Source organism: Pseudomonas sp. F-14 TE3623 (assembly GCF_053629015.1).
Window position 1 is genome coordinate 725,527 of the sequence record NZ_JBRJHM010000001.1, and the last position, 18,485, is coordinate 744,011.

Below are 18,485 nucleotides of genomic sequence, written 5' to 3' on the forward strand. Positions count from 1 at the left end.
ATGAAGATACGGCCAAGGAAGGATGACCGCGAGCCGACCCAGGCCCAGCGGTTGTTTCAGCGGATGGTCCGCGAGTGGCTGTGGGTTTGTCTGATCCTGTTGCCGCTGACGGCGATGCTGTCCATGACTCAGGGTCTGGCCCTGAGCAATCTGCTGTATGACAACCTGCGCCGGCTGAGCCCTCTGCCGGTGGACCCACGAATACTCATCGTCACGATCGATGACTACAGCTTGCAGCAGCTTGGCCAATGGCCGTGGTCGCGGGCCATGCACGCGCAACTGCTTGATCGGCTCAGCGCCGCGAACGTTAAAGGCGTTCTGTTCGACGTTATTTTCAGCGAGCCCGATAGCCATCCCGGCGACGATCGGCTTTTGGCCCAGGCAGTCTGTCGAGCCGGGAATGTTTTCGTGCCGCTGCTGCGCGAAGGCGTCGCGCGTTATGGGCAGCCCTTGGGGGAAATTGAACCGGTGGCCCAGCTGAGCCATTGCGCCAAAGGCATCGGGCACATCAATGCCGAAGCGGATGCCGACGGAATTGTGCGCAGCGTGTATTTAAGCGAAGGACCGGCGCAAAACCCCCGCCCGCAACTGGCCTGGCTGCTGTACGAAGAAACCCTTGCCGATAAGGGAAATGTACCGATGCCCGGTACCCCGGCCCTGACATCGGCGCAAGGCTGGCAGCGAGCCCACGAAATACGGATTCCTTTCATCCATTCCGACGCGGGCTTTCCCACTGTGCCCTACGTCAGCGTATTGCGCGGCGAAGTTCCGCCCGAGTTACTGCGCGATCGCTTGATCCTGATCGGTTCGACTGCTCCAGGCCTGGGCGACCGCTACGTGACACCGCAATCGGCCAGCGTCGGCACCACACCGGGTATCGAGATCCAGGCGAATATCCTCAACGGGCTGCTGCAACAGCGCAACATCGTGGTTCTCGATCAGCGCTTGGCGGCGTTGTTATCGGTGATGATTGTCGGTGAGTTGCTGGGCCTGCTGTTGGTACGTCCGCGTCGCGCCCTATGGCTGACTCTGGGCGCAATGGCGGCCGCTCTGCTGGGTTCTGGTGTACTGATGCGGCTTGGCTGGTGGTGGTCACCGGCCGCGAGCCTGCTGGGTATGATGCTGGGCTATCTGATCTGGAATTGGCGAAGGCTGAACGCGGTGCTCGCCTATTTCGGCTGGGAACTGGCGCGCCTGGACAGCGAGCCAAAAGTCTTTCCCGAACGTCGTCGCACCCAAGCCCCGGCCGGTGATGTGCTGCAAGGGCAAATCGTCGCGCTGGAGCAGGCCATGAGCCGGACCCGCGACACCCGACGTTTCATTGCCGATGGGCTTGAATACCTGCCGGTGGCGACGCTGATCAGCGATCCGCAAGGGCGCATTCTGCTGGCCAACCGCAAGGCTCGAGAGGTGTTTGGTCGTGGCTTGGTGGGCGAGGACATGCTCGAGCAACTGAGCGATCTGGGTTACCCGGTGCCGTCCAACGGAATGCCGTCTGCGTTGTCGACCCTGGAGCCGCTGGAGTTTCGTGACACCCAGGCACGCAGCCTGCGTCTGGACCTGGCACCGTTGTTACCAGCCGAGGGCGACTCCGTGATTGGCTGGCTACTGAGCCTCACCGACTTGAGCGTCGAGCGGGACGCTGAAGAACAGCGAGCCGTGTTGCTGCGCTTTTTGTCTCATGACCTCAGAGCTCCCCACTCGGCGATACTCGCCTTGCTCGACGTTCAGCGGCATCAGGTGTCCGGCGACACTCAAGTGTTCAGCCAGATCGAGTTACAAGTGCGCAAAGCGCTGAACCTGACCGAGGCTTTTGTGCAGTTGGCAAAAGCCGAGTCCGAGGCCTATCAGTTTCAGCCGAGTATGTTCGCGATGTTGTTACTCGATACCTTCGACCAGGCCTCGAGCATCGCTCATCTGAAGAACATTCAGTTGCTGCATGACCTCGACGAAGACGCTGAAGTGTTGGTCCTGGCCGATCAATCGCTACTGACACGGGCACTGTTCAACCTGCTGGAAAACGCCATCAAGTACAGTCCGGCGGGGTCGCGGATCTCAGTGCGGGTGAGTTGTGCCGAGGGCTGGCTGCTGTGCGAAATCGCCGATCAAGGCCGAGGGATTGCTGTCGATGAACTTCCCGAGTTGTTCAGTCAGTATCGGCGTTTTACCTCGGCTCATGGCAGCGACGGCTTGGGACTGGGTTTGTCCATGGTCAAGGCCGTGGTGGATCGTCATGGCGGGAGGATTTCCTGTCATAGCGTGGTGGGGCAAGGCACGACGTTCAGTGTCCAGTTACCGCTATTGAGCGAGTGAGCCAGACGCTTTCAACGGGCATAAAAAAAACCGGCTATATCAGCCGGTTTTTTACGTCCGAAATAAACTTATGCACCTTTTCCGATGTTTTATTTGCTTAAGAAATATGTATGTAAATCATAAACTTAAAAACTAAAAACGACGTTTTTCAACAAAACGGTACACAGGTTATCCACAGAATCTCAGACAGTCATTTGATCAGTAGCGTTGGGTGCCGCCGGGGCTGCTGGCAGCGAACCCATCTGGCGTTGCATCTGTTCGTTCCAGGCCTGCACTCGGTCATTCAAGTCGGCAATGGCTCGCGGCCCGCTACCCTCGGCGTACATCGGTGCGCCAATGATCACGGTGATCACGCCCTGCTTCTTTGCCCAACCTGTTTTTGGCCAAAACTTGCCGGCATTGTGCGCAATCGGCAGTACCGGTAATGACGCATTGACGGCCAACGCGGTGCCACCGCGGGAGAACTTGCCGATGGTGCCGTAAGGAACGCGAGTCCCTTCAGGGAAGATCAGTACCCAGACATTGTCCTTGAGCAGCTCATCGCCCTTCTTTGCCACATGCTTGAGCGCAGCTTTCGGGTTGCCACGGTCGATGGCGATCGGTCGCAGCATGGCCATGGCCCAGCCGAAGAACGGAACGTAGAGAAGTTCGCGCTTGAGCACCTGGCTTAGAGGCTCGAAATACGCCGAGAGAAAGAATGTTTCCCAAGTGCTCTGGTGGTTCGACTGAATCACGCAGGGCTGGTCAGGCACGTTCTCGGCACCCTTCACTTCGTAACGGATACCCAGAAAGACTTTGCTCAGCCATAAAGCGCAGCGGCACCAGTACACGTTGATAAAGCGATAGCGCGCCTTGAATGGCAGAAACGGCGCGATAAAAAAGCTCAGGGTGCACCAGAGCAAAGAGCTGGTGCCCAGCAGCAGGTAAAAGAGAAAAGTTCTGATGGCCTGCAGTATCGACATGGCGACATTTACCGTTGCGGGCATTGCCCGCCTATTCAAGCGCACTCCCGATCAGTCCTTGGCCAGGATGTTCAGAAGAGCCTTAGTTGTGGATAAGTTCCGCGGCAATCGCCGCCAGATCGTCAAAAATCAAGGTGCCCGCCGGTAGGGTCAAGCCCTGCGTCTTTTCGCCTTTCCCGGTCTTTACCAAAACTGGCTGAGAGTCGACGGCTCTGGCGGCTTCCAGGTCACCGAGAGTATCGCCGACGAACCATAGATTCGTCAGCGAAACGTTGTAATGCGCGGCGATGGTTTTCAACATCCCGGGTTTTGGTTTGCGGCAATCGCAACCATCGTCTGGCCCGTGCGGGCAATAGACGATCAGCCCGACTTCGCCGCCCTGCTCCGCCACCAGCTCGCGCAAGCGAGCGTGCATGGCATCCAGGGTGGCGATGTCGTAATAGCCGCGAGCGATACCCGACTGGTTGGTAGCGACCGCCACCGTCCAGCCGGCCTTGCTCAACTGCGCGATCGCTTCGATCGAACCGGGGAGCGGAATCCACTCCTCCACCGACTTGATATACGCATCGGAGTCGTAATTGATCACTCCGTCCCGATCGAGAATCAGCAGTTTCAACAGCAAACCCCTTAGCCCAGCAGCGAAATGTCGGCGACGCCGAGGAACAAACCACGCAGACGCGCCAGCAGCGCATAGCGGTTGGCTCGCACCTTGGCATCTTCGGCGTTGACCATCACCGCTTCGAAGAACGCATCCACCGGCTCGCGCAAGGCGGCCAGACGCGCCAGCGATTCGCTGTACTGACGAGCAGCGGCCATTGGCTGAACAGCCTGGTCAGCCTGCTGGATCGCCGAATACAGGGAGAACTCGTTGGCGTTGTCGAAGTACTTGGCTTCAACGACCGAAGGAACAGAGCCTTCGACCTTGCTCAGCAAGTTCGAAACACGCTTGTTCACGGCGGCCAGGGCAGCGGCTTCCGGCAATTTGCGGAACGCTTCTACCGCTTGTACACGCTGATCGAAGTCCAGCGCCGAACCCGGCTTCAGGGCACGGACCGACAGGTAAGTCCCGACATCAACCCCTTCGTCTTCATAACGGGCACGCAGACGATCGAAGATGAATTCCAGCACCGAGTCATTCAGGCCGGCAGCCTTGACCTTGGTACCGAACGCATTCACGGCAAACGCCACGGCGTCGTTGAGGTCGAGGTCGAGCTTCTTGTCGATCAGGATGCGCAATACACCCAGCGCTGCACGGCGCAGGGCATATGGGTCTTTGCTACCGGTTGGCAGCATGCCGATACCGAAAATACCCACCAGTGTGTCGAGCTTGTCGGCGATGGCCACGGCCGCACCGGTGAGGGTCGTAGGCAGTTCAGCACCCGCACCGCGCGGCATGTACTGCTCGTTCAGCGCCAGTGCAACTTCTTCCGGCTCGCCGTCGTTGAGGGCGTAGTAGTAACCGGCGACACCTTGCATCTCCGGGAACTCACCGACCATCTCGGTCGCCAGGTCGCACTTGGACAACAGGCCGGCACGGGAAGCCCAGGCAGCGTTGCCGCCAATGCGTTGAGCGATGAATGCAGCGAGCTTGGAAACACGTTCGGCCTTGTCGTAGACGCTGCCGAGTTTTTCCTGGAACACCACGTTCTGCAGACGCAGATTGAAGTCTTCGAGTTTTTGCTTCTTGTCTTGCTTGAAGAAGAACTCGGCGTCGGTCAAGCGTGGGCGAACCACTTTCTCGTTACCGGCGATGATCTGCTGCGGGTCTTTGCTTTCGATATTGGCCACGGTAATGAAACGAGGCAGCAACTTGCCGTCGGCATCCAGCAGGCAGAAATACTTCTGGTTATCCTGCATGGTGGTGATCAGCGCTTCTTGCGGCACGTCGAGGAAACGTTCTTCGAACGAACACACCAGCGGCACCGGCCATTCAACCAGCGCGGTCACTTCGTCGAGCAGGCTCGGCGGCACGATGGCCGTACCTTCCTGCTGCGTCGCCAGTTCTTCGGTGCGCTTGCTGATCAGTTCGCGACGCTCGTTGGCATCGGCCAGCACATAGGCAGCACGCAGATCGCTCAAGTAGTTGGCCGGCGAGGTGATGCGCACGCTTTCAGGATGGTGGAAGCGGTGACCACGGGAATCGCGGCCGGACTTTTGCGCGAGGATGGTGCAGTCGATGACGTGGTCACCGAGCAGCATCACCAGCCATTGAGTCGGGCGAACGAATTCTTCCTTGCGAGCACCCCAGCGCATGCGCTTGGGGATAGGCAGGTCGTTCAGGGAATCTTCGACGATGGTTGGCATCAGGCTCGCGGTCGGCTTGCCGGCGATGCTTTGGCTGTAGCGCAGTTTCGGACCGCTCTGATCGATCTCGCTCAGGTCGACGCCGCACTTCTTGGCGAAGCCCAGGGCTGCTTGAGTCGGGTTGCCTTCGGCATCGAACGCGGCCTGACGCGGCGGGCCGTCAAGGTTGATGCTGCGATCCGGCTGCTGGGTTGCCAGCGCGGTGATCAGCACGGCCAGACGACGTGGCGCGGCATAGACGGTTTTGGTTTCGTAGTTCAGGCCAGCGGCTTGCAGGCCTTTGTCGATGCCGGCCAGAAACGCATCGGCCAAGGTGTTCAGGGCTTTGGGTGGCAGTTCTTCGGTGCCCAGTTCAACCAGAAAATCTTGAGCACTCATTGTGCAGCCTCCAGCTTGGCCAGTACTTCATCACGCAGGTCCGGGGTCGCCATCGGGAAGCCCAGCTTGGCGCGAGCCAGCAGGTAGGCTTGCGCAACGGAACGCGCCAGGGTGCGTACACGCAGAATGTATTGCTGACGCGCGGTCACCGAGATCGCCCGGCGTGCATCCAGCAGGTTGAAGGTGTGGGACGCCTTCAACACCATTTCGTAGCTCGGCAACGGCAATGGCTGATCGAGCTCGATCAGGCGCTTGGCTTCGCTTTCGTAGAAGTCGAACAACTCGAACAGCTTCTCGACGTTGGCGTGTTCGAAGTTGTAGGTCGACTGCTCCACTTCGTTCTGGTGGAACACGTCGCCGTAGGTCACCTTGCCGAACGGACCGTCAGCCCAGACCAGGTCGTAGACCGAGTCCACGCCTTGCAGGTACATGGCCAGACGCTCCAGACCGTAAGTGATCTCGCCGGTCACCGGGTAGCACTCGATGCCGCCCGCTTGCTGGAAGTAAGTGAACTGCGTCACTTCCATGCCGTTGAGCCAGACTTCCCAGCCCAGACCCCAGGCGCCCAGCGTTGGCGACTCCCAGTTGTCTTCGACGAAACGGATGTCGTGCACCAGCGGGTCCAGGCCCACGTGCTTGAGGGAGCCCAGGTACAGTTCCTGGAAGTTGTCCGGGTTCGGCTTCAGGACTACCTGGAACTGGTAGTAGTGCTGCAGACGGTTCGGGTTTTCGCCGTAGCGGCCGTCAGTCGGGCGACGACTGGGCTGCACATAAGCGGCGTTCCAGGTTTCCGGGCCAATGGCGCGCAGGAACGTGGCAGTGTGGAAAGTGCCGGCGCCTACTTCCATATCGTAGGGCTGAAGTACCACACAACCTTGCTCGGCCCAGTATTGCTGGAGGGCGAGGATCAAGTCTTGGAAGGTACGCACGGCTGGCGTAGGCTGGCTCACGAAATTCACCTGTTTCTTGGGCTGCGATTTAAAGAGCGGGAGTATACCCGATTCGGTCCTGCGCACGCCCCCTGGAGCCTTATGCCACGCTGCTTTTGGTGTACCGAAGATCCGCTGTACATGGCTTATCACGATCAGGAGTGGGGCACGCCGCTACGCGATGCGCAGGGTTTGTTCGAGTTGCTTTTGCTCGAAGGGTTCCAGGCCGGGCTTTCCTGGATCACTGTGTTGCGCAAACGAGAGCGCTATCGCGAGGTGCTGTTTGGCTTCGATGTACAGCGCGTGGCACAGATGAGCGATGCGGAAATCGATGAATTGATGCTCGATCCGGGGATCATCCGCAATCGCCTCAAACTCAATGCCGCCCGGCGCAATGCCCAGGCCTGGCTGGCGCTGGAGGACCCGGTGGCGTTTCTCTGGTCGTTCGTCGGCGGAACGCCTGTGATCAATCATTTCAAGGATCGCAGTGAAGTGCCGGCCGTGACACCGGTCGCCGTCGAGATGAGCAAAGGCCTGAAAAAAGCCGGATTCACGTTCGTCGGCCCGACCATTTGTTACGCGTTGATGCAGGCTTCGGGCATGGTCATGGACCACACTCGGGATTGCGATCGCTACGCCCCCTTGGCGAACGGCGGTTAGAATAGCCGCCTCGCGCACAGCACAAGATCAGGAGTGACCTGTGGATAAGTTGAAAGGCGCCTTGCTGGTAGGCGCTCTGCGTCTGTTTGCCCTGCTTCCCTGGCGGGCAGTGCAGGCGGTGGGTTCGGCGATTGGCTGGATCATGTGGAAAACCCCCAACCGTTCCCGCGACGTGGTACGGATCAACCTCGCCAAGTGCTTTCCGCAGATGGACCCGGCCGAACGTGAGCGTCTGGTAGGCCAGAGCCTGAAAGACATTGGCAAGTCCCTGACCGAGAGCGCTTGCGCGTGGATCTGGCCGGCTCAGCGTTCCATTGATTTGGTGCGTGAAGTCGAAGGTCTCGATGTGCTCAAAGACGCCCTCGCCTCCGGCAAAGGCGTGGTCGGCATCACCAGCCACTTGGGCAACTGGGAAGTGTTGAACCACTTCTATTGCAACCAGTGCAAACCGATCATTTTCTACCGTCCGCCCAAGCTCAAGGCGGTGGATGACTTGCTGCGCAAGCAGCGGGTGCAATTGGGTAACCGAGTGGCCGCTTCCACCAAGGAAGGCATCCTCAGTGTGATCAAGGAAGTGCGCAAAGGTGGTGCAGTGGGTATTCCGGCAGACCCGGAACCGGCCGAATCCGCCGGGATCTTCGTGCCGTTCTTCGCCACTCAGGCCCTGACCAGTAAGTTCGTCCCGAACATGCTGGCCGGCGGCAAAGCGGTCGGCGTGTTCCTGCATGCCCTGCGGCTGCCGGACGGTTCGGGTTACAAAGTGATCCTCGAAGCCGCGCCAGAGGCCATGTACAGCACCGATACCGAAACCTCCTGCGCGGCGATGAGCCAGGTGGTCGAGCGCTATGTGCGGGCTTATCCGAGCCAGTACATGTGGAGCATGAAACGCTTCAAGAAGCGTCCGCCGGGCGAAGAACGCTGGTATTGATGCTGCTGTGGATAGCCCCGTAGGAGCTGCCGAAGGCTGCGATCTTTTGATTTTTTATCAAAGCAAGATCAAAAGATCGCGGCCTTCGGCAGCTCCTACAAAGGCTTCCCACAGGCTGCGTTACTTCTGATCAGTGCGCCTGACGCTCAAGCTTTTTCAGAAACACCGTCATCTCCTTCTCGGCCTGCTTGTCGCCATGGTTGCGGGCAGCTTCCAGGCCCTGTTCCCAGGCCTGACGCGCCGCCGCGTAATCCGCCAACGCCAGATGCGCCTTGCCCAATAACTTCCAGGCCGCCGAATACTTCGGATCGAACTCGACGCAGCGCTGGAAATGCTCTGCGGCTTTGGCATTTTCCCCAAGATCCAGATAACCCTTGCCCAGGCCGAAGCGCAGCAGCGAGTTATCCACACCCTTGGCGAGCATTTTTTCCAGGGATTCGATCATCGGTGCTTCCTCAGTCAGTGATCGTTCCCACGCTCCGCGTGGGAATGCAGCCCGGGACGCTCTGCGTCCCATTCAAAGCCGAACGCGGAGCGTCCGTTGAGGCATTCCCACGCAGAGCGTGGGAACGATCATCAGAAAAAGCTCAACCCCACATGGAACAGCTTTTCCACATCCCGAATGTGCTTTTTATCCACAAGGAACAGAATCACATGGTCGCCGGCTTCGATCACTGTGTTGTCGTGGGCGATGATCACTTCTTCATCGCGGATGATCGCGCCGATGGTAGTCCCCGGCGGCAGGCCGATGTTTTCGATGGCCTTGCCGATCACCTTGCTCGACTTCGCATCACCGTGGGCGATGGCCTCGATGGCTTCCGCCGCACCTCGACGCAATGAGTGCACGCTGACGATATCACCGCGTCGCACGTGGGCCAGCAAGGTGCCGATGGTCGCCAATTGCGGGCTGATGGCGATGTCGATGTCGCCGCCCTGGATCAGGTCGACGTAGGCCGGGTTGTTGATGATCGTCATCACCTTCTTCGCGCCCAGACGCTTGGCGAGCAGCGACGACATGATGTTGGCTTCGTCGTCGTTGGTCAGCGCCAGGAAGATGTCGGCGTCGGCGATGTTCTCTTCCATCAGCAAGTCGCGGTCGGAGGCACTGCCCTGCAACACCACGGTGCTGTCGAGGGTGTCTGAGAGATGGCGGCAACGGGCCGGGTTCATCTCGATGATCTTCACCTGATAGCGGCTTTCGATGGCCTCGGCCAAACGCTCGCCAATCTGCCCGCCGCCAGCGATGACGATGCGTTTGTAGCTCTCATCGAGGCGGCGCATTTCGCTCATCACCGCGCGAATATTAGCTTTGGCGGCGATGAAGAACACTTCGTCGTCGGCCTCGATCACCGTATCGCCCTGGGGCAGGATCGGCCGGTCACGACGGAAAATCGCCGCAACGCGGGTTTCGACATTCGGCATGTGTTCGCGCAACTGGCGCAGTTGCTGACCCACCAGCGGACCGCCGTAATAGGCTTTCACTGCCACCAGTTGCGCCTTGCCTTCGGCGAAGTCGATCACCTGCAACGCACCGGGATGCTGGATCAGGCGCTTGATGTAGTTGGTAACGACTTGCTCTGGACTGATCAGCACGTCGACCGGAATCGCTTCGTTATCGAACAGTTCGGCGCGGGTCAGGTACGCGGCTTCGCGGACCCGGGCGATCTTGGTTGGCGTGTGGAACAAGGTGTGAGCGACCTGACAGGCCACCATGTTGGTTTCGTCACTGTTGGTCACTGCAACCAACATGTCGGCGTCGTCGGCACCGGCCTGACGCAGTACCGTTGGCAGCGAACCGCGACCCTGTACGGTGCGGATGTCCAGCCGATCGCCGAGGTCGCGCAGGCGTTCGCCATCGGTGTCGACCACGGTGATGTCGTTGGCTTCGCTGGCCAGGTGTTCCGCCAGCGAACCGCCGACCTGCCCTGCGCCGAGGATGATGATTTTCATCCAGTCACTCCTTTAAAACCGGTTAACCGCGCGTGGCGGCAATCTTGATCAGCTTGGCGTAGTAGAACCCGTCATGGCCGCCTTCCTGGGCCAGCAATTGGCGACCATGGGGCTGCTTGATGCCGGCCTGACTAGCGATGTCGAGTTCACGGGCACCCGGTGTGCGAGCGAGGAACGCTTCGATGACTTCGGTGTTCTCGGTCGGCAGCGTGGAGCAGGTGGCGTAAAGCAGAATGCCGCCCACTTCCAGCGTTATCCACATGGCATCAAGCAGCTCGCCCTGAAGCACCGCCAGCGCGGCGATGTCATCGGGTTGGCGGGTCAGTTTGATGTCCGGGTGACGACGGATCACCCCGGTGGCCGAGCACGGCGCGTCCAGCAAAATGCGCTGGAACGGTTTGCCGTCCCACCAGGTCGCGGTGTCGCGGCCGTCGGCGGCGATCAGTTCGGCGCTCAGGCCCAGGCGTGCAAGGTTTTCCCGTACTCGCACCAGACGTTTGGCTTCCAGATCCACAGCCACCACGCCGGCCAGTTTGGGCTCGGCCTCAAGGATGTGGCAGGTTTTGCCGCCCGGTGCGCAGCAGGCGTCCAGCACCCGTTGGCCTGGCGCGAGGTCCAGCAGATCGGCGGCCAGTTGCGCGGCTTCGTCCTGCACGCTGATCCAGCCTTCGGCGAAACCCGGGAGGCTGCGCACGTCGGCCGCTGCGTCGAGGATGATGCCGTCCTGACTGTAAACGCAGGGCTTGGCAGCGATGCCCGCTTCAGTCAGCAAGCCGAGGTAGGCATCGCGGGTGTGATGGCGACGGTTGACCCGCAGAATCATCGGCGGGTGAGCGTTGTTCGCCGCGCAAATGGCTTCCCACTGCTCAGGCCAGAAGGCCTTGAGGGATTTTTGCAGCCAGCGTGGGTGAGCGGTGCGCACCACCGGGTCGTGCTCCAGCTCGGCCAGCAGCGCTTCGCTTTCCCGCTGGGCGCGGCGCAGCACGGCATTGAGCAAGGCTTTGGCCCACGGCTTTTTCAGTTTGTCGGCGCAACCAACGGTTTCGCCGATGGCCGCGTGGGCCGGAACCCGGGTGTAGAGCAGTTGGTAGAGGCCGACCAGCAACAGCGCCTCGACATCGGCATCGGCTGCTTTGAACGGCTTTTGCAGCAACTTGGCCGCCAGCGCCGATAAACGCGGCTGCCAGCGAGCCGTGCCGAACGCCAGGTCCTGGGTAAAGCCGCGATCGCGGTCTTCGACCTTGTCCATTTGCGTCGGCAGAGAACTGTTGAGTGAGGCTTTTCCGTTAAGAACAGCAGCAAGTGCCTTGGCGGCAGCCAGACGTGGATTCATTGAGCGTCCGCCGCTTGACCGAGAACGGTGCCGACGGCGAATTTCTCACGACGGCTGTTGAACAAGTCGCTGAAGTTCAGCGCCTTGCCGCCGGGCAATTGCAGGCGAGTCAGGCACAGTGCCTGTTCACCGCAGGCGACAACCAAACCGTCTTTGCTGGCACTGAGAATTTCACCCGGCGCGCCCTGCCCTTCGGCCAGGCTCGCAGCCAGCACTTTCAGTGCTTCACCGTTTAGCGTGCTGTGGGTGATCGGCCAAGGATTGAAGGCGCGAACCAGACGCTCCAGCTCAACTGCCGGACGGCTCCAGTCGATGCGCGCTTCGTCCTTGTTCAATTTGTGTGCGTAGGTGGCGAGGCTGTCGTCCTGCACTTCGCCTTCCAGAGTGCCTGCGGCCAGGCCGGCAATCGCCTGAACCACGGCCGGTGGGCCCATCTCTGCGAGGCGATCATGGAGGCTGCCGCCGGTGTCTTCGGCGCTGATCGGCGTGGTGACCTTGAGCAGCATCGGCCCGGTGTCGAGGCCCAGTTCCATGCGCATCACGGTCACGCCACTTTCGCTGTCACCCGCTTCAACAGCGCGCTGGATCGGCGCCGCACCGCGCCAGCGTGGCAGCAAGGATGCGTGACTGTTGATGCAGCCCAGACGCGGAATATCCAGCACCACTTGCGGCAGGATCAGCCCGTAAGCGACCACCACCAGCAAATCCGGTTGCAGTGCGGCCAGTTCAGCCTGAGCGTCTTCGTTGCGCAGGGTTGGTGGCTGCAACACCGGGATACTGTTTTCCAACGCCAACTGCTTGACCGGGCTCGGCATCAGCTTCTGCCCACGGCCCGCCGGACGGTCCGGTTGGGTGTAGACCGCAACGATCTCGTAAGGACTGTCGAGCAGGGCCTTGAGGTGTTCGGCGGCGAATTCCGGGGTACCGGCAAAGACAATGCGCAGTGGCTCAGTCATGAAAGCTCTCAATTACAAAGCGTCTTGAAAAGAAAAAGGCTTGCCGCAGCAAGCCTTTGAAAGAAGGGCATCAAGCGTTCTGGCGATGGAGCTTTTCCAGTTTCTTCTTGATCCGGTCGCGTTTGAGCGTAGACAGGTAATCAACGAACAATCTGCCATTGAGGTGGTCGCATTCATGCTGGATGCATACCGCGAGCAGGCCTTCGGCAATCAGTTCGTACGGTTGGCCGTCGCGGTCCAGGGCCTTGATCTTGACCTTTTGCGGGCGGTCGACGTTTTCGTAGAAACCCGGCACCGAAAGGCAGCCTTCCTGGTACTGGTCCACCTCGTCGGTCAGGACTTCGAACTCGGGGTTGATGAACACCCGTGGCTCGCTGCGGTCTTCGGAGAGGTCCATCACGACGATACGTTTGTGCACGTTGACCTGGGTCGCGGCGAGGCCGATGCCTGGCGCTTCATACATTGTTTCAAACATGTCATCGACCAACTGACGCACTTCGTCGTCCACTACAGCCACTGGTTTGGCGATAGTACGCAGGCGCGAGTCGGGGAATTCGAGGATGTCTAAAATGGCCATAAGCTCAATTGCTGCACGTGTGAGGTAAAGTCGGGTCGATGGCCTGGCGAGTCCGAGGATGCAGGCTACCGTTGTGAACGTAGCTTCCGGCTTTTCAATAATGAGCAGGAAGCGAGCCACGAGGGCTCTGGCGTTTCACGCGAACGTACATAATAAAGGGATTCACCGCATGAGGAAATCACTACTCGCCTTGCTCCTTCTGGCCTCGGCCGGTTTTGCGCATGGGCAAGTGCAACTCAGGGAAGGTTTTCCACAGCAATACACCGTGGTGGCAGGGGACACACTCTGGGACATTTCCGCCAAATACCTGCGTGAACCGTGGGAGTGGCCGCAGCTTTGGCAGGCCAATCCACAGATCGAAAACCCCAATCTCATCTATCCGGGCGATACGCTGTCGTTGGTCTACGTCAACGGTCAGCCACGCCTGACCCTCAATCGCGGCGCTTCCCGGGGCACCATCAAGCTTTCGCCACGAATCCGTAGCTCGCCGGTGGCCGATGCCATTCCGAGTATTCCGCTGAAATCGATCAACAGCTTTCTGCTGAGCAATCGCATCGTCGACAAGGCAGAGGATTTCGACAAGGCGCCCTACATCGTCGCCGGCGATGCCGAACGGGTGCTCAGCGGCACGGGTGATCGAATATTCGCGCGTGGCCATTTCGACCCGGCACAACCGGTGTACGGCATCTTCCGTCAGGGCAAGGTCTACACCGATCCGCAGAGCAAGGAGTTTCTGGGGATCAACGCCGACGACATCGGTGGCGGCGAGATCATTGCCACTGAAGGCGACGTCGCCACCCTGGCCTTGCAACGCACCACACAGGAAGTGCGACTCGGCGACCGGCTGTTCGGCGGTGAAGAGCGCTCGATCAATTCGACCTTCATGCCCAGTGCGCCAACTGCCGAAATCGACGGCTTGATTATCGATGTCCCGCGTGGGGTCACCCAGATCGGCGCGCTGGATGTCGTCACGTTGAACAAGGGGCAGCGCGATGGCCTGGCCGAAGGCAATGTGCTGGCGGTGATGAAAACCGGTGAAACCGTGCGTGACCGGATCACCGGCCAGCCATTGAAAATTCCCGACGAGCGGGCCGGTTTGCTGATGGTCTTCCGCACTTACGACAAGCTCAGCTACGGGCTTGTCCTTAACGCATCGCGCTCTTTGGCGGTGATGGACAAGGTGCGAAATCCTTAAGCCTGCTCACAAGTTACCAACAGAGTTATCCACAGCTTATTCCCGATTCGATGGGATTCTATAACGATCAAGGATGATCCATGTCGCTGTCTGCCTGCACGTCCGTTTCCCCTGCGGAACTGGAAGCCCGTTTACGCCTGCACCGTTTGCCGGAACTCGGCCCTGCGCGTTTCAAGAAATTGCTTGAGGCCTTCGGCTCTGCCTCCAAAGCCATCAGCGCACCGGCCAACGCCTGGCGTGCGTTGGGCCTGCCACTCGCCTGCGTGGAGGGCCGGCGCTCTATTGAAGTCCGTGACGGCGCCAGTCACGCATTGGCCTGGTTAGAGCGCCCGGGCCAGCATTTACTGATGTGGGACCAACCTGACTACCCCGCCTTGCTGGCGCAAATCAGTGATGCGCCGCCGCTGTTATTCGTCGCGGGCGATCCGGGAATTCTGGAAAAACCACAGCTGGCGATGGTCGGCAGCCGTCGTGCTTCGCGACCGGGAATGGACACTGCCACCGCGTTTTCCCGCAGTCTGGCCGGCGCCGGTTTTGTCATCACCAGCGGTCTGGCCCTGGGCATTGATGCCGCCGCGCATCAGGCGGCTCTGGATGTTGGCGGGCAAACGGTCGGCGTACTTGGCACGGGGCTGGAAAATTTTTATCCACAGCGCAATCGAAGGCTGGCGGACGCCATGATCGCTTCGGGAAGCGCGGTACTTTCGGAGTTCCCGCTGGAGGCCGGCCCTTCCCCCGGCAACTTCCCCCGGCGCAATCGAATCATCAGCGGTTTGTCCCTCGGCGTGCTCGTGGTCGAGGCGAGTGTTGCCAGTGGTTCGTTGATCACCGCGAGGCTGGCGGCGGAACAGGGGCGTGAGGTGTATGCGATTCCAGGATCGATCCATCACCCTGGGGCAAAGGGGTGTCATCAGCTGATCCGCGACGGTGCGGTGCTGGTGGAAACCATCGAGCACATCCTCGAAGCCTTGCGCGGCTGGCAACGGCTGCCGTTATCCACAGAAACGCCGCAAACGACAGAGACTCATCCACTGCTCATATTGCTCCACGCGGCGCCCCATACCAGCGAAGCGCTGGCGATCACCAGTGGCTGGGCGTTGTCGAAAGTATTGGCAGCGCTGACGGAGCTGGAAATGGACGGCCGTGCGGTCTGTGAAAGCGGCCGCTGGCTTGCGCGGGGACGCTAGGTTTTACAGGGAAGATCGGTAAACTGCGCAGAGCCTTATTCCGGAGAGTCTTTCATGGTTAACAGTTGGCGTGTGCAACAAGCCGCACGAGAAATTCGCGCTGGGGCGGTCATTGCCTATCCAACCGAAGCTGTCTGGGGCTTGGGTTGCGACCCGTGGGACGAAGAGGCGGTGGATCGTCTGTTGCTGATCAAGGGACGGTCTGTGGATAAAGGCCTGATTCTGGTGGCCGACAATATTCGCCAGTTTGACTTCCTCTTCGAAGACTTCCCTGAACTGTGGATGGACCGCATGGCCAGCACCTGGCCTGGCCCCAACACCTGGCTGGTGCCGCATCAAAATATGTTGCCCCAGTGGATTACCGGTGTGCATGAAACGGTGGCGTTGCGGGTTAGCGATCATCCACTGGTGCGGGATTTGTGTGCGTTGGTCGGGCCGTTGGTGTCGACCTCGGCCAACCCTCAGGGACGGCCGGCGGCGCGGACGCGGATTCGCGTGGAGCAGTATTTCCGCGGGCAGGTTGATTGGGTGCTGGGTGGCAATCTGGGTGGACGGAAGAATCCGAGCGTGATTCGCGATCTGGCCACCGGCCACGTTGTGCGCCCGGATTGAGACCGAGGTGGCCCCATTCGCGAGCAAGCCCGCTCCCACAGTAGATCTTCAGTGAACACAAATTTTGTGTTCACCAATAATCGAGTGTGGGAGCGGGCTTGCTCGCGAAGAGGCCCTCACAGACACAAAAAATCTTAAGGCAACAAAACGGTCGAGCCCGTCGTGCGCCGCGCCGACAATTCGGTCTGCGCTTTGGCCGCATCAGCCAATGGATACCGCTGACTGATGTCCACCTTCAACTTGCCGCTGATGATCATCTCGAACAGTTCATCGGCCATGCTTTGCAGGTTTTCAGCGTTGTTGGCGTAGGTCGCCAGGGTCGGTCGGGTCACGTACAGCGAACCCTTCCCCGCGAGAATCCCCAGATTCACTCCGTCCACTGCGCCCGAAGCATTACCGAAACTCACCACCAGCCCTCGAGGTGCGACGCTGTCGAGTGACGTCAGCCAGGTATCTTTGCCTACACCGTCGTACACCACCGGCACTTTTTTACCGTCAGTCAATTCCAGCACGCGTTGCGCGACGTTTTCATGGCTGTAGTCGACGGTCGCCCAGGCGCCATTGGCTTTCGCCAGTGCGGCTTTTTCTGGTGAGCTGACCGTGCCGATCAGTTTCACGTCCAAGGCCTTGGCCCATTGGCAGGCCAGTGAGCCGACGCCACCGGCTGCTGCGTGGAACAGAATGGTTTCGCCACCCTTGAGTTCATATGTCTGGCGCAGCAAGTACTGCACGGTCAGGCCTTTGAGCATCACGCCGGCGGCCTGTTCGAAGCTGATGGCGTCCGGCAGATGCACCAGATTGGCTTCCGGCAATACATGAACGTCGCTATAAGCGCCCAATGGGCCGCTGCCGTACGCCACGCGATCGCCGATATTGAAGCGGGTGACTTCGCTTCCGACTGCTTCGACCACACCCGCGCCTTCAGCGCCCAGGCCCGACGGCAAGGCGGGTGGCGCATAAAGGCCACCGCGGTAATAGGTGTCAATGAAGTTCAGGCCGATGGCCTTGTTGGTCACGCGCACCTGCAGCGGGCCGGGTTCGGCGGGTTGGTAATCGACATGCTCGAGCACTTCGGGACCGCCATGGGCGCGGAACTGGATACGCTTTGCCATCTGCACTTTCCTTAAGTATTAGCTTCTAGAGTTGTAGCGCCAAGCGCCCTATCGGACTCTTAAAGCTTGACCTTCGTCAACTGCGACGGCACAAGGTGCAGTGTTATCCTACGCAGCAATTTGCCGCCGGCCTGTATGAGCGCCGCGTAGCTTTGCCCGATTCAAGGTGATGCCATGACTACCCGCACCGAGGCCGTAAAAGCCTACCTGCTCGACCTGCAAGACCGCATTTGCGCTGCCCTGGAAGCTGAAGACGGCGGCGCGCGTTTCGTCGAAGATGCCTGGACCCGGCCTGCCGGCGGTGGCGGTCGCACCCGGGTGATCGAAAACGGCGCGGTCATTGAAAAGGGCGGCGTTAACTTTTCCCACGTCTTTGGCAGCGGTCTCCCACCCTCCGCCAGCGCTCATCGGCCAGAACTGGCCGGCCGAGGCTTCGAAGCCTTGGGCGTGTCTTTGGTGATTCACCCGCACAACCCCCATGTACCGACGTCCCACGCCAATGTGCGCTTTTTCATCGCTGAAAAAGAAGGTGAAGAGCCGGTCTGGTGGTTCGGTGGCGGCTTCGACCTGACCCCTTATTACGGTAATGAAGAAGACTGCGTGCATTGGCACCGCGTCGCCGAACAGGCCTGTGCGCCGTTCGGGCCAGACGTCTACCCGCGCTACAAAGCCTGGTGCGACAGTTACTTCCACATCAAGCATCGCCACGAGCCGCGTGGCATTGGCGGCCTGTTTTTCGATGACTTGAATGAGTGGGACTTCGATACGAGCTTCGCCTTCATGCGCGCCATCGGCGATGCGTTTATCGACGCTTACCTGCCAATCGTGCAGCGCCGCAAGAATGATGCGTTCACGGCCAAACAGCGTGAATTCCAGGAGTTTCGGCGTGGTCGTTACGTCGAGTTCAACCTGGTCTATGACCGCGGCACGCTGTTCGGCCTGCAATCGGGCGGGCGTACCGAGTCGATCCTGATGTCGCTGCCACCGCAAGTGCGCTGGGCCTACGACTGGAAGGCCGAGCCGGGCAGTGAAGAAGCGCGCCTGACCGAGTACTTCCTGCAAGACCGCGATTGGTTGGCCAAGGCCTGA

At 59.9% G+C, this 18,485-nt stretch carries 17 protein-coding genes; 7 read left to right on the forward strand and 10 right to left on the reverse strand.

Annotation, left to right across the window (positions count from 1 at the left end; translation table 11 throughout):
- On the forward strand, nt 1-2,313 hold the full coding sequence (locus AB7M29_RS03340) for a CHASE2 domain-containing protein (RefSeq protein WP_454246332.1): 2,313 nt from the start codon (nt 1-3) through the stop codon (nt 2,311-2,313).
- 182 nt (nt 2,314-2,495) lie between these two features.
- Here AB7M29_RS03340 and AB7M29_RS03345 read toward each other — a convergent pair whose 3' ends face one another.
- From AB7M29_RS03345 to glyQ, 4 genes are all read right to left on the reverse strand, one after another.
- Nucleotides 2,496-3,275 carry a lysophospholipid acyltransferase family protein gene (locus AB7M29_RS03345; protein ID WP_454246333.1) on the reverse strand — a complete coding sequence of 260 codons (780 nt, stop codon included), beginning with the start codon at nt 3,273-3,275 and terminating at the stop codon, nt 2,496-2,498.
- An 82-nt stretch (nt 3,276-3,357) separates the two neighbouring features.
- Nucleotides 3,358-3,897, reverse strand: a complete 540-nt coding sequence (gene gmhB / locus AB7M29_RS03350; protein WP_177409434.1) for a D-glycero-beta-D-manno-heptose 1,7-bisphosphate 7-phosphatase — start codon at nt 3,895-3,897, stop codon at nt 3,358-3,360.
- Nucleotides 3,898-3,902: 5 nt separating this feature from the next.
- Nucleotides 3,903-5,957, reverse strand: coding sequence for a glycine--tRNA ligase subunit beta (gene glyS, locus AB7M29_RS03355; protein ID WP_454246334.1), 2,055 nt, complete (start codon nt 5,955-5,957; stop codon nt 3,903-3,905).
- Nucleotides 5,954-6,907, reverse strand: a complete 954-nt coding sequence (glyQ, locus tag AB7M29_RS03360) for a glycine--tRNA ligase subunit alpha (protein WP_003213601.1) — start codon at nt 6,905-6,907, stop codon at nt 5,954-5,956. Before glyQ ends, glyS begins: the two co-directional genes overlap by 4 nt.
- A gap of 81 nt (nt 6,908-6,988) precedes the next feature.
- Here glyQ and tag point away from each other — a divergent pair, with 81 nt between their 5' ends.
- Nucleotides 6,989-7,546, forward strand: a complete 558-nt coding sequence (gene tag / locus AB7M29_RS03365) for a DNA-3-methyladenine glycosylase I (RefSeq protein WP_052966004.1) — start codon at nt 6,989-6,991, stop codon at nt 7,544-7,546.
- 40 nt (nt 7,547-7,586) lie between these two features.
- Nucleotides 7,587-8,474: a lysophospholipid acyltransferase gene (locus tag AB7M29_RS03370; protein WP_007902957.1), complete on the forward strand. Its 888-nt coding sequence runs from the start codon at nt 7,587-7,589 to the stop codon at nt 8,472-8,474.
- Nucleotides 8,475-8,604: 130 nt separating this feature from the next.
- Here the strand turns inward: AB7M29_RS03370 and AB7M29_RS03375 are convergent, their stop codons facing one another.
- The 5 genes from AB7M29_RS03375 to def form a co-directional block, all read right to left on the reverse strand.
- Nucleotides 8,605-8,919: a tetratricopeptide repeat protein gene (locus AB7M29_RS03375; protein WP_008007911.1), complete on the reverse strand. Its 315-nt coding sequence runs from the start codon at nt 8,917-8,919 to the stop codon at nt 8,605-8,607.
- A 131-nt stretch (nt 8,920-9,050) separates the two neighbouring features.
- Nucleotides 9,051-10,424: a Trk system potassium transporter TrkA gene (trkA, locus tag AB7M29_RS03380; protein ID WP_123720092.1), complete on the reverse strand. Its 1,374-nt coding sequence runs from the start codon at nt 10,422-10,424 to the stop codon at nt 9,051-9,053.
- A 22-nt stretch (nt 10,425-10,446) separates the two neighbouring features.
- On the reverse strand, nt 10,447-11,757 hold the full coding sequence (rsmB, locus tag AB7M29_RS03385) for a 16S rRNA (cytosine(967)-C(5))-methyltransferase RsmB (protein ID WP_217856997.1): 1,311 nt from the start codon (nt 11,755-11,757) through the stop codon (nt 10,447-10,449).
- The gene (gene fmt / locus AB7M29_RS03390) at nt 11,754-12,713 is read right to left on the reverse strand and encodes a methionyl-tRNA formyltransferase (RefSeq protein WP_217856998.1); all 960 of its coding nucleotides are present in this window, start codon (nt 12,711-12,713) and stop codon (nt 11,754-11,756) included. The genes rsmB and fmt overlap by 4 nt, the downstream gene beginning before the upstream one ends.
- Before the next feature lie 70 nt (nt 12,714-12,783).
- Nucleotides 12,784-13,290, reverse strand: coding sequence for a peptide deformylase (gene def, locus AB7M29_RS03395; RefSeq protein ID WP_454246335.1), 507 nt, complete (start codon nt 13,288-13,290; stop codon nt 12,784-12,786).
- Between the two features lie 169 nt (nt 13,291-13,459).
- Between def and AB7M29_RS03400 the strand changes: the two genes are divergently transcribed.
- The 3 genes from AB7M29_RS03400 to AB7M29_RS03410 all read left to right on the forward strand — a co-directional run bounded on the left by AB7M29_RS03400 (nt 13,460) and on the right by AB7M29_RS03410 (nt 16,284).
- Nucleotides 13,460-14,485, forward strand: a complete 1,026-nt coding sequence (locus AB7M29_RS03400) for a LysM peptidoglycan-binding domain-containing protein (RefSeq protein WP_217856999.1) — start codon at nt 13,460-13,462, stop codon at nt 14,483-14,485.
- 80 nt (nt 14,486-14,565) lie between these two features.
- Nucleotides 14,566-15,672 (forward strand): DNA-processing protein DprA, encoded by a 1,107-nt coding sequence (gene dprA, locus AB7M29_RS03405; RefSeq protein WP_217857000.1) that lies wholly within the window; start codon nt 14,566-14,568, stop codon nt 15,670-15,672.
- Between the two features lie 54 nt (nt 15,673-15,726).
- Nucleotides 15,727-16,284: an L-threonylcarbamoyladenylate synthase gene (locus AB7M29_RS03410; protein ID WP_052963530.1), complete on the forward strand. Its 558-nt coding sequence runs from the start codon at nt 15,727-15,729 to the stop codon at nt 16,282-16,284.
- Nucleotides 16,285-16,418: 134 nt separating this feature from the next.
- Here AB7M29_RS03410 and AB7M29_RS03415 read toward each other — a convergent pair whose 3' ends face one another.
- Complete coding sequence (locus AB7M29_RS03415; protein WP_217857001.1) at nt 16,419-17,396, reverse strand: NADPH:quinone reductase; 978 nt, start codon at nt 17,394-17,396, stop codon at nt 16,419-16,421.
- Between the two features lie 174 nt (nt 17,397-17,570).
- On the opposite strand from AB7M29_RS03415, the gene hemF reads away from it, so the two are divergent.
- Nucleotides 17,571-18,485 carry an oxygen-dependent coproporphyrinogen oxidase gene (gene hemF / locus AB7M29_RS03420; protein WP_007902928.1) on the forward strand — a complete coding sequence of 305 codons (915 nt, stop codon included), beginning with the start codon at nt 17,571-17,573 and terminating at the stop codon, nt 18,483-18,485.

Coding starts and splice junctions, on each gene's coding strand:
- AB7M29_RS03340 (WP_454246332.1), top strand. CDS start 1: ATGAAGATACGGCCAAGGAAGGATGACCGCGAGCCGACCCAGGCCCAG.
- AB7M29_RS03345 (WP_454246333.1), bottom strand. CDS start 3,275: ATGTCGATACTGCAGGCCATCAGAACTTTTCTCTTTTACCTGCTGCTG.
- glyS (WP_454246334.1), bottom strand. CDS start 5,957: ATGAGTGCTCAAGATTTTCTGGTTGAACTGGGCACCGAAGAACTGCCA.
- tag (WP_052966004.1), top strand. CDS start 6,989: ATGCCACGCTGCTTTTGGTGTACCGAAGATCCGCTGTACATGGCTTAT.
- AB7M29_RS03375 (WP_008007911.1), bottom strand. CDS start 8,919: ATGATCGAATCCCTGGAAAAAATGCTCGCCAAGGGTGTGGATAACTCG.
- trkA (WP_123720092.1), bottom strand. CDS start 10,424: ATGAAAATCATCATCCTCGGCGCAGGGCAGGTCGGCGGTTCGCTGGCG.
- rsmB (WP_217856997.1), bottom strand. CDS start 11,757: ATGAATCCACGTCTGGCTGCCGCCAAGGCACTTGCTGCTGTTCTTAAC.
- fmt (WP_217856998.1), bottom strand. CDS start 12,713: ATGACTGAGCCACTGCGCATTGTCTTTGCCGGTACCCCGGAATTCGCC.
- def (WP_454246335.1), bottom strand. CDS start 13,290: ATGGCCATTTTAGACATCCTCGAATTCCCCGACTCGCGCCTGCGTACT.
- AB7M29_RS03400 (WP_217856999.1), top strand. CDS start 13,460: ATGAGGAAATCACTACTCGCCTTGCTCCTTCTGGCCTCGGCCGGTTTT.
- dprA (WP_217857000.1), top strand. CDS start 14,566: ATGTCGCTGTCTGCCTGCACGTCCGTTTCCCCTGCGGAACTGGAAGCC.
- AB7M29_RS03410 (WP_052963530.1), top strand. CDS start 15,727: ATGGTTAACAGTTGGCGTGTGCAACAAGCCGCACGAGAAATTCGCGCT.
- AB7M29_RS03415 (WP_217857001.1), bottom strand. CDS start 17,396: ATGGCAAAGCGTATCCAGTTCCGCGCCCATGGCGGTCCCGAAGTGCTC.
- hemF (WP_007902928.1), top strand. CDS start 17,571: ATGACTACCCGCACCGAGGCCGTAAAAGCCTACCTGCTCGACCTGCAA.